The 14,314-nt window shown below is 58.8% G+C and carries 10 protein-coding genes; 6 read left to right on the top strand and 4 right to left on the bottom strand.

Going from position 1 to position 14,314, the window contains the following annotated elements; translation table 11 throughout:
- Positions 1-221: 221 nt before the first annotated feature.
- The gene (locus B3B04_RS05715) at positions 222-2,297 is read left to right on the top strand and encodes a S8 family peptidase (RefSeq protein WP_292040864.1); all 2,076 of its coding nucleotides are present in this window, start codon (positions 222-224) and stop codon (positions 2,295-2,297) included.
- Positions 2,298-2,362: 65 nt separating this feature from the next.
- On the opposite strand, the gene B3B04_RS05720 is transcribed toward B3B04_RS05715, so the two are convergent.
- A complete protein-coding gene (locus B3B04_RS05720; RefSeq protein WP_292040865.1) occupies positions 2,363-3,538 on the bottom strand; it encodes an acetyl-CoA C-acetyltransferase in 1,176 nt (391 codons plus the stop codon).
- A gap of 177 nt (positions 3,539-3,715) precedes the next feature.
- Here B3B04_RS05720 and trhA point away from each other — a divergent pair, with 177 nt between their 5' ends.
- The 3 genes from trhA to B3B04_RS05735 all read left to right on the top strand — a co-directional run bounded on the left by trhA (position 3,716) and on the right by B3B04_RS05735 (position 5,535).
- The gene (gene trhA, locus B3B04_RS05725; protein ID WP_292040867.1) at positions 3,716-4,444 is read left to right on the top strand and encodes a PAQR family membrane homeostasis protein TrhA; all 729 of its coding nucleotides are present in this window, start codon (positions 3,716-3,718) and stop codon (positions 4,442-4,444) included.
- 93 nt (positions 4,445-4,537) lie between these two features.
- Entirely contained in the window at positions 4,538-5,179 is a 642-nt protein-coding gene (gene phaR / locus B3B04_RS05730; RefSeq protein WP_409516065.1) for a polyhydroxyalkanoate synthesis repressor PhaR, read from the top strand.
- Positions 5,176-5,535 (top strand): hypothetical protein, encoded by a 360-nt coding sequence (locus B3B04_RS05735; RefSeq protein WP_292040869.1) that lies wholly within the window; start codon positions 5,176-5,178, stop codon positions 5,533-5,535. Before phaR ends, B3B04_RS05735 begins: the two co-directional genes overlap by 4 nt.
- A gap of 141 nt (positions 5,536-5,676) precedes the next feature.
- Here the strand turns inward: B3B04_RS05735 and B3B04_RS05740 are convergent, their stop codons facing one another.
- Complete coding sequence (locus tag B3B04_RS05740) at positions 5,677-6,444, bottom strand: glycosyltransferase family 2 protein (RefSeq protein ID WP_292040871.1); 768 nt, start codon at positions 6,442-6,444, stop codon at positions 5,677-5,679.
- 119 nt (positions 6,445-6,563) lie between these two features.
- Between B3B04_RS05740 and B3B04_RS05745 the strand changes: the two genes are divergently transcribed.
- Both B3B04_RS05745 and B3B04_RS05750 read left to right on the top strand, forming a co-directional pair.
- The gene (locus B3B04_RS05745; RefSeq protein WP_292040872.1) at positions 6,564-8,237 is read left to right on the top strand and encodes an ArnT family glycosyltransferase; all 1,674 of its coding nucleotides are present in this window, start codon (positions 6,564-6,566) and stop codon (positions 8,235-8,237) included.
- Entirely contained in the window at positions 8,234-9,142 is a 909-nt protein-coding gene (locus B3B04_RS05750) for a hydroxymethylglutaryl-CoA lyase (protein WP_292040873.1), read from the top strand. Before B3B04_RS05745 ends, B3B04_RS05750 begins: the two co-directional genes overlap by 4 nt.
- Here the strand turns inward: B3B04_RS05750 and B3B04_RS05755 are convergent.
- Both B3B04_RS05755 and B3B04_RS05760 read right to left on the bottom strand, forming a co-directional pair.
- Positions 9,113-13,141 carry a glycosyltransferase gene (locus B3B04_RS05755; RefSeq protein ID WP_292040875.1) on the bottom strand — a complete coding sequence of 1,343 codons (4,029 nt, stop codon included), beginning with the start codon at positions 13,139-13,141 and terminating at the stop codon, positions 9,113-9,115. The two genes, B3B04_RS05750 and B3B04_RS05755, sit on opposite strands and share 30 nt — an antisense overlap.
- Before the next feature lie 246 nt (positions 13,142-13,387).
- Positions 13,388-14,314, bottom strand: coding sequence for an NAD-dependent epimerase/dehydratase family protein (locus B3B04_RS05760; protein WP_292040877.1), 927 nt, complete (start codon positions 14,312-14,314; stop codon positions 13,388-13,390).

Genomic DNA, 14,314 nt, shown 5'->3' on the forward strand with positions numbered 1-14,314 from the left:
GCGCCGCTCCGCGGCCGCCCCCCCCGCGGAGGGGCGGGGGGGGGGGGGGGGGGGGGGGGGGGGGCCCGCGGGCGGGGGGGGGGGGGGGGGGGGGGGGGGGCGGCGGGGGTCTCCCCCCCCCCCCCCCCCCCCCGCCTCCTGTAGCGCCTCCTCCCCCGCCTCCGCCCCCGCCGCCTTCCATTCCATCGGAGTCGGCACGTGAGTACACGCGCAACTGGGGCGTGACCGACACCAAGGCCTATGCCGCATGGAAGGAAGGCGCGACCGGTCGTGGCATCACCGTTGCGGTGATCGACAGCGGCATCGAAAAGGATCACCCCGATCTGGCCGCCAACGTCTCGGCGGCCTCCACCGACATCATTGCGGGCCGCAACGAGCTGGCAAGCGATGACCGTCACGGCACCCGCGTCGCCAGCGTGATTGCCGCGCCCTATAATAATTTTGGCACGGTCGGCATTGCCTTTAGCTCCACGATTTTGTCGATCCGCGCCGATGTCAGCGACTGCACCGATCCTGACGATGATGTCTGCTTCAAAGGCAGCGACCTCGCCCGCGCCATCACCTATGCGGTGAACAATGGTGCGCGGATCATCAATCTGTCTCTAGGCGGCGAAGGAAGGCTGGGCACAGCCTTTGAATCGGCCATGGCCAACGCCATTTCCCGGGGCGCGATCTTCGCTATTGCCTCGGGCAACGATGAAGACGCCAATCCCGGATGGCCCGGTCGCTATGCCACGGACCCCCGATTTGCCGGCGGCATTATCGTGGTCGGAGCGCATAACCCATCCGGCACCATGGCAGACTTTTCAAATCGGGCCGGTGTCAGCGCCGAATACTATCTGAGCGCACCCGGCGAAGGCGTGATCGTCGACTGCAAGGACACATCGTGCTGGTCTGTGGGCGGCACGTCATTGGCGGCCCCCGCAGTATCGGCCGCCATGGCCTTGATGAAAGAGGCCTTCCCCAATCTGGCCGCAAGCGACATCGTCAAAATCCTGCTGGAAACCGCTACCGAGGCGGGTGACGCCGGCACCGACATCGTCTGGGGCCGTGGCAAGCTGGATATCGCCCGTGCGTTCCAGCCCGTGGGCAGCACGTCCACCCCTTCTGTTAACGGGGCCACACCCATTGGGCTGGATGTCCCTCCCGGCGTCTACGTCGGCGGACCGTTCGGCGATGCACTGGCCGCCACACCGGCCCTGTCGACCATTGCCTATGACGATTACCAGCGCCTGTTCAGCATCAATCTGGGGGATGCCTATCGCATGGCCCCGCGCCGCAGTTTCCAGCCGGAAACGCCGCGCCCGATGATGCAGTCCACCGTCGTGGCCCAGGGGCCGGCCGGCACCACACTTTCTCTGGCGGCTGTTTTGCCCTCGCAAGAGCCGGAGCCGGTCATCGCCCGCTATGGCCTTTATGATGCGCCATGGATGGGTTCCGAACAGCGCCGCGAGGCCTTGTTTGAAGTGCGCGGCGATACCCTGTCCTTCTCGGCGTGGCAGGGGCTGGGCGGCGCGCGCTCGCCTTTCCGTTCCGGCTCGGGCGATGGCTTCGCCGCCTTGGCGCAAAGCGATCAGGCCGTGCGCGGTGCCCTGCACCTTAATGGCGGCGAACTGGGCCAGTTTGTCGTCAGCGCCGATACCGGCACCGGCGACCGCCGTCTGCCCCTGCAACCCGTCGAGCAGGACGCCGCCACCTATGCCCGCATGGGTGTGGACTGGCGTATGGGTGCCGGTGGTCTGTCCTTCAGCCTTGGCGGTCTGGACGAGAAGTTGGGCCCGCTGGGCTCCTTCATGCCGTCCGGATCCGATCTGGCCCTACCTTCCATCACCCGATTCAGCGCTGTGGGCGGCGATGTACAACTGAACAAGACGCTGACCCTGATGGGCGAGGTGGGTCTGGGCCGTACCGAGATCGACGGGCGTTTCCTGCATCTGTCCAAGGCTGCCCTCAGTTCCAACTGGCGCCTCGGCCTACAGGCGGCATGCCGCACGTGGTGGGCCGGATGCAGCAGCCTGACGTGGGAAGTCAGCCAGCCCCTGCGCATCGAGCGCGGCACCTTTGAAGCCACGTTGGCCGATGTACCGCTGGACTATTTCGACCCCGTCACCTTCTCGCGCCGCCAGTTCTCGGCCCGCCCGTCCGGTCGCCAGATCGACATGACCGTGCGCAGCCTGCACACCCTGCGCGATGGCTCGCACTTCCAGATCGACGCCACCGCCATCCGCGACGAACAACACCGCCGCGACGCCAAGCCCGGCTATGCCTTCATGGCCCAGGGGCGACGCGGTTTCTAAAGCGCCCAAAACAAAAAGGCCGGTGGATGAACCACCGGCCTTTCTTATTATACCGAGCCCGAGGCTCAGGCGCGTTCGACGCAGAGGGCGACGCCCATGCCGCCGCCGACGCACAAGGTGGCGAGGCCCTTCTTGGCGCCCGAGCGCTTCATTTCGAACAGCAGGGTGGTCAGGATACGGGCACCGGAGGCACCGACGGGGTGACCGATAGCGATAGCGCCGCCGTTGACGTTCACCTTGGCCGGATCGAGGTTCAGTTCCTTGACCACGCACAGCGACTGGGCGGCAAAGGCTTCGTTCGACTCGATCAGGTCGAGGTCTTCAACCTTCCAGCCTGCCTTTTCCAGCGCGCGGGTCGAGGCCGGAATCGGGCCGGTGCCCATGATGGCCGGATCAACGCCTGCGGTCGCCCACGACGCGATACGGGCCAGCGGCTCCAGACCGCGCTTGGCGGCTTCCTCGGCGCTCATCAGTACCAGAGCAGCCGCACCGTCGTTGATGCCAGAAGCATTACCGGCCGTGACCGAGCCTTCCTTGTTGAAAGCCGGACGCAGCTTGGCCATGGCTTCCAGGGTCGCGCCGTGGCGGATGTATTCGTCCTTGTCGACAACCACATCCCCCTTACGGTTTGGCACGGTGACCGGCACGATCTCGTCGTCGAACTTGCCGGCCTTTTGGGCAGCTTCGGCACGATTCTGGCTGGTGACAGCGAACTGGTCCTGCTCTTCGCGGGTCAGCGACCACTTCTCGACGATATTCTCGGCGGTCTGGCCCATGTGATAGCCGTGGAAGGCGTCCAGCAGGCCGTCGCGCAGCATGTGGTCCTCAAGGGTGACGGCACCCATTTTGTGACCATTACGCAGGACCTGCAGGTGCGGAGCCTGCGACATGGATTCCTGACCACCGACAACGACGATGTTGGCATCGCCCTGCGCCACTTGCTGATAGCCCAGAGCCACAGCGCGCAGGCCCGAGCCGCACAGCTGGTTCAGCGACCACGCGGCGGCTTCCTTGCGGATACCGGCATTGATCGAGGCTTGGCGAGCCGGACCCTGGCCCGCACCCGCTTGAAGCACCTGACCGAGGATAACCTCGTCCACTTCGTCGCCCGAGACACCGGCACGCTCCAGAGCGCCCTTGATGGCGATCTCGCCGAGCTTCGACGCCGGAAGCGACGACAGGGAGCCGAGGAAGGAGCCAACCGGCGTACGGGCGGCAGAAACGATGACGACGTCTTTCACAATATTCACTCCCAGAGGATTTATTCCCTCTTCGCACATGCAGCATTTGAGGTGCAAGTTAGGCTTTAGCGGAACGATTTGGCGTCCGACATCTTCTGGCCCTTGTAAGCGTCGAGTGTTTGGTGCGCGTAATCAGTGCCCCCTACCCTCCCGTCCCATGGAAAGGAGCTGCCGACAATGACCGACACGACCGGCAAACCGGCCCCCTTCAAACGCCTTTTGCGTCTGATGACGACGCCCGACGCGATGGACATGGAAGAACACTATGCCACCCGCGCCGAAAAGCTGGCGGACCTGTGGGTGCATCTGGTCGGTCTGATCGCGGCACTGGTTGGCGCGGGCGTTCTGGCCACGCTGGCGGGCATCTATTCGGGCATTGGCGCACTGGCCGCGACATTGCTGTACAGCCTGTGCCTGATCGGCATGCTGACCGCCTCGACCATCTATAACCAGACCCATCCTTGTGCGGCCCGTCCCGTCCTGCGCCGTCTGGACGAGGCTTTCATTTTCCTGATGATTGCCGGGTCATATACCCCGATCACCACCCAGCGGTTTGAAGGCGATCTGTCGATCTGGTTCACGGCTCTGGTGTGGACGATCGGTCTGGGCGGGGCCTTTGCCAAGATGTTCGTGCCGCGCCTGTCGGATGTGTTCTGGTCAGGCGTCTATGTGCTGTTCGGCTGGCTGATCGTATTCGCGATCAAGCCGATGATCGCCAGTGTGTCGCCGGTGGCGCTGGGCCTGCTGGTCGCAGGTGGGGTGACCTATACGGTTGGCGTGTTGTTTTTCATCAACCGCGCCCTGAAGTTCCGCCGCGCCATCTGGCACAGTTTCGTGGTGGCCGGAGCCGGAATGCACTGGGCGGCCATCCTGATTGGCGTGGTTCTGGCCCCGTCGCTGGGCTAGGGTTCGCCCCGGTCACAAAGCTTTGAAAAAGTGGACTCGCCTTCGCGCGCGCAATGCGGGATGGTTGCGCGTTGCAACATCGCGAGAACAAGCGTGACCGACAAGACGTCAGAGGGTGGAAAAGCCATGGGTGCCGTCGTTATCAAAAAGTACGCCAACCGGCGTCTGTATAACACTTCGACCAGCAGCTATGTGACGCTGGACGATCTGGCACAGATGGTCCGTCAGGGCGTGGACTTTGTGGTCTATGATGCCAAGTCCAATGATGATCTGACCCGTCAGATCCTCACCCAGATTATCTTCGAGCAGGAAAACCGTGGCGAGGCCCTGTTGCCCGTACAGTTTCTGCGCCAGCTGATCGGCTTCTACGGCGACAATATGCAGGCCGTTCTGCCGTCCTATCTGGAAATGTCGCTGGATGCTTTTTCGCGTCAGCAAGAGCAGATGCGCCAGCAGTTTGCGCGTGCCTTTACCCAGAGCCCGAACGGCAGCCTGATGGGCGGTGTGATGGAAGAAGCCGTGCGCCAGAACATGGCCATGTTCGACCGCGCCATGAAGATGTTCCCCGGCTTTGGCTATCCGCAGGGCAAGACCGAGCAGGCTTCCCCCGCGGCCGCACCTCAGGAGGCCAAGGCCTCGGGCGATGATCTGGCCGAGATGCGTCGCCAGATGGATGCCATGCGCGAGCAGCTGGACCGTCTGGCCAAAGCCAGCGACGGCAACAAGGCTCCATGACCCCGCCGCCGATAGCCCCTATCGGCGGAGCGGGCGACTATTCCGGTCTTGAAGGTCTGGGCGACCACGAAAATGAGCGCCGTCGTCAGCGCCAGTCACGCCCCTCAAAGGCCTTGGTGCCGACCGACATAGAGCCTGAGCCCGAGCCTGTGGTGTCGGCAAAGCCTGCCGCCCCGGCCTCGCCGCCCCCGGCGGCCTTTGCCGCCCAGCTGCTGGGTCAGCCGGGCAAGAAGCGCGGCCTGAAGGGTGGGCCACAGGTGCTGGATGCCGCACGCTCGACCTATCTCAGCCGCGAATACTCCGGCCCGCATGATCGCAGGCCCCCGCCGGGCGTGACAAAGAAGACCGAGATCTGATCCCGCCACGCCGCTGGCACCGGATTTGCGTGGGCGTCACAGGTTCTGATGGAGCATGTGATGACCACGCTGATCACTCTTGGCGCGCGACTGTTCGACACTGTGGTCGTGGCGACCATTTTTCTGGCCTTTAGCTAAGACCTAGAGCTCTCGGATCTGACCCGGCTGTCGCGCGCGGGTCTTGAGCCAGATCACGCCCAGAATGTCCGACACCGAGGCCCGCAAGCGCCCCCAGTTGGTATATTTGGAACGGCCGCTTTCGCGGTGGCGATGGTCCACGTCCAGATAGCGGTTCTCGAACCCTTCGCGCATCACCAGCGCAGGCAGATAGCGGTGGAAATGGTCAAAGTACGGCAGCCGCAGGAAAACGTCGCGCCGGATCGCCTTAAGTCCGCAGCCCGTATCATCCGCATCATCATGCAGCAGGCGTTTGCGAATACGGTTGGCCCATAAAGAGGCCTGACGCTTGGCGGCTGTGTCCTGACGCTTGACCCGTCGGCCACCGACCAAGCCCACCGAGGCAGGAGCGTCCATCAATGCCTTGGCCAGACGCGGTGCCTCATGCGGCGGGTTTTGGCCGTCTCCGTCCAGAGTCACGATGATGCCGCCGCGCGCCGCCAGCAGGCCGGTGCGCACAGCGCGGCTCTGGCCCGCATTGACGGCGTGGCTGAGCACCCGCAGACGTGGCAGTTCGGACTTGGCCGCTGTCAGCAACGCCAAGGTATCGTCCCGGCTCGCGTCATTGACGAAGATCATCTCGAAGGCCCAGCCGTCGAAAGCTTTGTTGATCTCGCGCGCCAGCGTGACCGCCGCTCCGGCCTCGTCATGCACCGGCACCACCACAGACACGTCCAAAGACGACAATGGCTCGGACGACGGCGAAGCGTTTGCATCACGGCTAAGGGTCATGGAATCGGGTGTAACCCATCGTCGCATAAGGGGAAACGGTTCAATCCTTTTGGCCATCGAGCATGCGGTTAGCCTTTCCCCGCTTTCGCCCCACCGGATCGGCGTGATACGACTAAGGCATGAACCGTCCGAACCTGGATCGCTATATCGCCGGATGGCGCGGCCCGTTGTTGGCTGCCCTGTTGACGCTGATCGCGGGATTGCCGGGCCTGATGCTGCTGCCACCGCTGGATCGTGACGAAAGCCGATTCGCTCAAGCGACGGCGCAAATGCTGGAAAGCGACAACTATGTCGACATACGGTTTCAGGACGAGCCCCGCTGGAAAAAGCCTATCGGCATCTATTGGGCGCAGGCCCTGGCCGTCAGCGCCATTTCCGATCCCGCCGAGCGTGACATCCGCCCCTATCGCCTGCCGTCTCTGGTCGGGGCCATGCTGGCAGCTTGGGCGCTGGCGTGGGGAGCATCTGCCGCTATCGGATCGCGGGCGGGTTTTCTGGCAGGCGCGATGCTGGGTGCCACCTTCCTGTTGTCGACCGAGGCGGGCATAGCCAAGACCGACGCCATGCTGTGCGGTCTGACAACCCTGTCCATGGCCGCCCTGTTGCGTATCTATCTGGCCACGCGCGCGGGCACGAAGCCTGAACGCTGGCACAAGGCCCTGTTCTGGCTGGGTATCGGCCTGTCGATTCTGATCAAGGGGCCGATCGGTCTGATGGTCATCGCGCTGTCCGTGCTGGCGCTGACGATCTGGGACCGCAACCTTCGCTGGCTTGGCCAACTGGGTTGGGGCTGGGGTATCCCGCTGCTGGCCCTGATTGTCGGGCCGTGGGCAATCGCGATCACCATCGCCACCGATGGCGGCTTTTGGCGCGAAGCCATCTTTGGCGATCTCGCGCCCAAACTGGCGGGTGCGCACGAAAGCCATGGCTCACCGCCGGGGACCTATCTGCTGCTGGCGCCCATTCTGCTGTTCCCGATCACCCTGCTGCTGCCTGCGGCCCTGTCGACCGGCTGGAAACAGCGCGCCGAACCGGTGGTGCGGTTTGCCGTCTGCTGGCTCTTGCCATCGTGGCTGGTGTTCGAACTGGCACCGACCAAGCTGGCCCACTACACCCTGCCGACCTTCGGCGCGATTGCCCTGTTGATGGCCATTGCCCTGACGCGTCCGATAGGCACCAAATCGCGCTGGATCGGCGCAGGCTTGGGTCTGGTCGTGGGTGTCATGATCGGCCTGTTGACGGTCTATGGCCTGACGGAGTTTGGTCGCTCTACCGCCCAGACATGGGCCACGCTGACCATCGTTTGCGCCGCCATGGCGGGTCTGATCGGCGGCTTTATGCTGGTGAACCGTGCGGCCGTGACCGCGGTGGTTACGGCCATGATCTTCGGCATTATCGCCCATGCGGGCCTGACTGGCACCATCCGCCAGCTGCGCCCGCTGTCGGTCTCGCCCCAGATCGTCAAGGTCATGCAGGAAGCGGGCGTCCATCCGGCCCAAGGCCGCCTGCCCGGCCCCATTGCTATCACCACCTTCCACGAACCCAGCTTTGTCTTCCTCAACGGTCGCGAGACCCAGTTGACCGATGCGCGCGGGGCTGCCCGCGCCATTGCAGAGGGCCGTCCGGCCGTGGTGGAATCGCGCGATGACGAGAACTTCAAAGCCGTGCTGAAATCCGCCACGCTGGACGCTGTCCCCGTTGGCGAAGTGCGCGGACACAACTATTCCAAGGGCGATGACGTGCGTTTGACGGTTTATGTTCCGTCCAGCGCCCTTGCTGAAAGGAAGCCATGACCGGTCGCTTTATCCAGATCGTTGAAGTGGGCCCGCGCGATGGCCTGCAAAACGAAAAGGCCATCCTGTCGCCGGAGATCCGCGCCGAGTTTGTGCGCAAGCTCGAGGCTGCCGGTGCGCGCCGGATCGAGGCGGTCAGCTTCGTTCACCCCAAATATGTGCCGCAGATGGCCGGTGCCGAAGAGGTGATGGCTGCCTTGCCCGCCGAGCAAGGGCGCAGCAGGATCGGGTTGGCGCTCAACGGCAAGGGTTATGACCGTGCGCTGGGTACCGGCGTCGATGAGGTGAACGTTTCCCTCTCCGTCAGCACCGGCTTTGGCGTCAAAAATCAGGGCCTGACGCCTGACCAACAGATCGACATGCTGTCCGCTATCGTGGCGGGCCGCGCCAATGCCGAGGGTGCCGATCAGGGCACCCCTTCGCTTTCGGCGACCCTGTCATGCGTCTGGGGCTGCCCCTTTGACGGCGAGATCAGTGTCGATCAGGTCACCGATATGGTGGGCCGCGTGGCCGAGCTGGGCGTCAAGGAAATCGCTCTGGCCGACACCATCGGCGTGGCCGATCCGTGGAGCGTCACCCGCAAGGTCGAAGCCGCCCGCAAGGTGGCCTCCGGTGCCCAACTGCGCCTGCATTTCCACGACACCCGCAATACAGGCCTGGCAAACGCCTATGCCGGTATCGAGGCCGGCGTCGACATACTCGATGCCTCTGTCGGCGGCATCGGCGGCTGTCCGTTTGCACCCGGCGCTACCGGCAACCTTGCCACCGAAGACCTTGTCTACGCCCTCCACCGCGGCGGCTTCGAGACAGGCTATGATCTGGAGGCGTTGCTTTCCATCTCCCGCTGGATCGGCAACCTCATTCAAAACGACTTCTTAATCAACAGGCCAAATTTGTACGTCTGAAACAATGCACTCATCGTCATGGCCTACATGCACTTTGATTTCCAAATCGTCGACTGAATGCGGTAGGTAAAAAGATAGGCCGTTGACAAGATAGCCATTTAATGTGGGTCCTACGTCAACGCGTCTCCAGGTCTTCACCACCTTCTGCCCGGACGAATGAGAGACACTCACCTCAAAATCTTCGCTCAGCGGAGCCAACCTTGAGCCAGCAATACTAAGCCGGAAGTTACCCCCTGAGTAATATCCATAAGGCCCTATGACGAGGTAGCCGGACTCACCATTTGTCCTTGCATAGTTCCCTATCTGCTCGCCAGTTGTCCGCCAGAAACTGGACCCGCCCACGCGGAGTCTCCAATCGGATGCTGGAGAGTGTGCCTGACGTGTAGTCGTCATTGATTGCATAGACGCTTCAAGTCTTGCGAAATCTAGAGGCTCGTTTTCGGATTGTCTTCGACGAAGCGCAACCTGATTTACAACATCTTCAATTGTCGCGCTCGGTCTTAAGACTGCCGTTGAGAATGCGGTGCCGTCACCAAGCTCCACCTGTGGAGTAGAGAAGAATATCGCATCGCTCTTCAAGCTACCCAAGACTAGTGCAAGGCCATTTTTCCCAAGATTATCGCTGATAACTACATCAAATGAGGCAGTTTTCTCACACAGTGTAGCGTATGAACTAAACAACCGTACGCTAACCGATCGTGCAAATCGCTTTACCAGCAAGCCGATTTGGCTCGCGGAGTCGCTATCGAATGCTACAATCTCGATTCGCACATTCTTAGAAATTACCTCTACGTTGCCAAACAACTGCTCAACAGTTTTGCAGTCAGGATCCAGAAGCAAGCAGGATACAGGTTCATCCTGAAGCCTAGAAGCGCCAGACAACACTTTAACGCTAACAGATATGTCACTCTTTCCAGGGTTAGAGTTCTCAATCCACGCGGCGTATTCATCAGCTTGCGCCACACAGGGTGCAATCAATTCCGCCCGGCACCACAATACGAACTCGATGAATTGGTCGAAGGATGCAATCTCTTCGAAATTCTGGTACCCAAACACGCTTGGCGTGTGCGACCTGATAGAGAACGCCAAAGACGAAACATTATGCTTCCTCAACAGCTCCGCCTTGCTTCGGACTGATATATCGTCCCGTGACGGGATGCCGAAATCCACAGCATAGAAGTGAGCGTTCGATAGTCGGCTGACGATTGGGTCAGCGGGCAGAAGCTCACTACCGTTTAGGGCTCGCATCCAATTAGCAGCCTCCCGCAGAACGGTCTCCCCCTCTAACCCATCAAAGTAGACAGGCACCAACTTCGATCCAGCGCGCCCCGCATCCATCAGTAACTGATGAGCCCATGCTAGCCCGCGTTCGATATCATCGCCTGGCTTCGCAGAACAAAGCGCACTGACATCAAGGAACCGCTCTCCTCCCCCCCACCAAAAGGCATCGTCCCACAAGCGGGCCAGTCGCGACACTTCAGCATGAGACGGCTGATCAAATTTTGCGCCCGCCAGTCCCTTCATCGCAGCCGTCAAGCCATGCATGGGATGTGACGTAAACTGCTCTATGGCATCATAATAGGCTCGCCCGACTGCCGCGGGTGCGTGATCACGCCTAACAGCCTCCAAACCCGCCTTTCCGAGTGCGAGGCGCCGATCATTATCCTCTGCCAACAGGTCAATGGCGTCTCTCAACGCCCCGAGTTCAAACTCATCATCGATCATCTCTACCGTGTGCGGCAGCAGCTCGGCGAAAGTGCCGTGCTTATTCACGATTACCGGCACACCCTGAGACATGCAGTCCAGAACTGCGCGAGATGTTTCTCCTCTCGAACTGGTCCGAAGCTGAACAGCTAGATCCGCAGCCGCGACGTATGCATCGTAAGCATCCTGCTCGACGAACTCAGTAATTTTGATCGACGCCTTTCCATCGAATTTGTCGATGAGACCGCGGATTTGATCACCGTATTCGCCGGGCGCACGTCCTACTAAAACGAGATGGCAAACGCTGCTCTTAGAGAGATTTGATTTAGTGAACGCTTCTACTAGTTCTTTTGTCAATTTTGTCGGAGCGACAATGCCGAGACTGACAATCAGAAAATCGCTATCCGATAAGCCCAGCTTCGATCGACTCTCATCTCGATTACTGATCGCTAATGCACGTATTTGATGGACGTGCCGCACTAATTTTTTTCCCCGCAAACCGTAATCGTGAGCGAGCGCATTCACATTTGTATTTGAATGTACAATTATGCCTGCTGCATTCTCCACAACGTCGCGGTTAGACTTAAAGTGCATGATTCCATGCGAAGGACCGAAATCTGCTAGTTCCTTACATGCAATATACCCGTCTGACGCAATACATTGTTCGACGAACGAGTTGTTCGGCAAGTTTACGCTTCGCCAATACTTCATTCCACTCATAAAGTAGTCATGCATAACAACAACGCCGGGCCGTTCCTTCAACATTTCAACCATATGCGAATGGAACTCGGAATTGCCGAACTGGTAAACTACCCGATCATAACCACCGACATCGTAAGTCTCGGCGAATTCCGCCGCGGAGACCACGTTACAGTTAAGCTCAATCCACTCAGATTTGATTTCGGGCTGATCTGTGACGACATCTACGTCGTAGAAACTGCTGAGCTCAGGACAAAGCTCTGCCGCATAGTCCGCGATGCCCGACTGAAGCGGAGGCACGGGTGTAATCAGTGCCAGCTTCGGCCGGTTAGGGGATTTATAAACAGTGTGTGCACTGCTGCTGAGCCGGTTCAAATAGGCGCTTTGCATAGCCGCCAGCGCAATCCTCGCCGATTCCACCCATGAAAACTTTTGAACTTGCTTCGTAGCGTGCGCTCGCAACGACTTAGCGAAAGCTTTGTCGGTCAGCGCACGGTGGATGGAATCGCGTATGCATTGCGGATCGGAACTATCAAAAGTCGCCCTGTCGTCTCCAAGGACTTCAGGAATGCTGCTGTTACGGGCTCCGATAGTCGTAACACCGCAAGTCATTGCCTCCAGAACCGGCAACCCGAATCCTTCATGCAAAGACGGAAAAACGAATAGAGACGCGTTCTTGTAGAGACATACGAGTACATCGGATGGCACGTACCCAGTGAATATCACTTCATTTGGAGACAAGCCCAATTTCCTGACCAGGCGCTCAAGCTTTACACGCGCATCCGGCGAAATCGCACAAACAATAACCAGACGGTGTTTGCGCCTCACATTATCCGGAAGGAGCGAATAGCCATGGATCAAGCCTTCAATATTCTTACGATAGTCAATTCCGCCCGTATACATGACGTATTGACCATCTTCGATTCCGAACTTTTGAAGCACCCGAGTAGGCGACTTTATGGAAGCATCTCCATTAGTAAAATCAGGATCAATTGCGCATGAAGCATTTACAATCCTTTCGGGATCGTATCCTAAGTAGTTTACCGCTTCCTGCTTACTCGAGTCAGAAATAGACAGTATAAGGTCTGCGCGGGATAATTGCTTTAATCTACGAAAATACCACGCCTTCATCGAAGGAGACTTTAGGTAGATGTCCTTTAGGATGTAAGGGATAAGATCATAAAGAGTGACAGAAGTAATGTATTGTCCATTAGAATACGGTACGTCTGTGACAGCATCTTCGTGAAAGCCTTCAAACAGGCTTCCGATGTGGAAAATATCGGGGGCAACTCGCTCGATCACTGCTTCTCTGGAAACGCAGGAAGCGTAGTAGTTCATATCAAGTTCGTCACGATCAGATCGGCATGGGGAGAGTACGTTAAAAACGTGAAAGTTTTCAGGCTTCACAAGGCCGATCAATTCATCCCTGATGTCGTAATCACAATCAATAAGTGATCCGTTAAGCAGTATATGAACATCATGAATGCCCGCTGACTGGCGCGCGATTTCCTTTGTAATTTCTAAAGTATAGCGCCCGATACCTCGATTTTTACTTCCAGGCGTCTGACATGCTTGTAGGTCTATCAAAATACGCATTCGTATTATTTACGTCCGCAACTCAAAGCTAGATTGGCTTTTATTTTACTCGCAATGATCATGGAACTTGAGGAAAGCCCTAGGTCCAGAACATCGCTCACACCACCCGCGTCTTCCCCCCGCATGGCATTTTCGATATCTGCAAGCTTCGAGGCCATGGCATCTAGCTTCTCAATAACGATTAGAGAGTCATGGCCGAGCCTATCCGCTCTACGGCCTAAACGTCGGATAGCACTAATCATTCGACTATTCCCCTCCCTTACGCAGGGAATGACCCGAGATTAACTCTTTAAGTAAGAACTCGAGTGAGTGCTTTGGCTTCCATCCCACTGCTTTCGCAAGCCTCTGAGCACAAATTTTGGTCTCTTCGACATCAGTGGCCCTATATCGTTTGGGGTCCACTTCGACACTCACATTACCTCCTGCCATCTCTACCAAGCTAGCAAGCACTTCTGAGAGACTGACCGCACTGCCGGAAGATACATTATAACATTCACGCTGACCGATGTTGGCTCTAGCCGCAAAAATATGCATGTAGGCCGATACGACATCTTCAACATGCAAAAAGTCACGTTTGACCTCAATATTTCCAACTCGAACTTGCGTCTCATTGGCCACCTGAGATGCGAATGACGGCAATACAAAATTAGTGCTTTGCCCTAGCCCTGAGTGGTTTGACGGACGTACGACAATTAGCTGATTTTGAGGGGTAAGAAGTGCCCGATAGGCAAGTTCGCCGGCAAGCTTGGAACATGCATAGGTAGAGAGAGGCTTCGGACAGGTATCTTCGTTTACTTCACCTGAATTGAACGCCTCTCCGTACACTTCTGAAGAACTCGTATAGAGAATGCCGCACTCAGGTACGTACGTAGACATTGCGGACGCAATCGCTGCATTAGCTTCAGCATTCACTTTCCAGCTGTCCATTTTGTCTGAGTTCGCACCGACAACAGAAGACTGGGCTGCCAACTGAAATACAAATGACGGGCGCACCTGCGCAAAAGCGGGGGCAATCGTGTCTGGACTCTTAAGGTCTAAAAAAGCGTGTGCGAACCCAGGCACAGGAGATCGTCCCATACAGACGATCTCAAAGCCTTCGACCTCTTTAAGACGTTGTAAAAGTCTTCCTCCGACAAAGCCGGAGGCCCCGATAAGTGCTATTTTTTGCGCCAC

The sequence above is a fragment of the Brevundimonas sp. UBA5713 genome (genome assembly GCF_002419815.1).
Classification (GTDB): Bacteria; Pseudomonadota; Alphaproteobacteria; order Caulobacterales; family Caulobacteraceae; genus Brevundimonas.

Coding starts and splice junctions, on each gene's coding strand:
- B3B04_RS05745 (WP_292040872.1), top strand. CDS start 6,564: ATGAACCGTCCGAACCTGGATCGCTATATCGCCGGATGGCGCGGCCCG.
- B3B04_RS05755 (WP_292040875.1), bottom strand. CDS start 13,141: ATGCGTATTTTGATAGACCTACAAGCATGTCAGACGCCTGGAAGTAAA.
- trhA (WP_292040867.1), top strand. CDS start 3,716: ATGACCGACACGACCGGCAAACCGGCCCCCTTCAAACGCCTTTTGCGT.
- B3B04_RS05740 (WP_292040871.1), bottom strand. CDS start 6,444: ATGACCCTTAGCCGTGATGCAAACGCTTCGCCGTCGTCCGAGCCATTG.
- B3B04_RS05735 (WP_292040869.1), top strand. CDS start 5,176: ATGACCCCGCCGCCGATAGCCCCTATCGGCGGAGCGGGCGACTATTCC.
- B3B04_RS05750 (WP_292040873.1), top strand. CDS start 8,234: ATGACCGGTCGCTTTATCCAGATCGTTGAAGTGGGCCCGCGCGATGGC.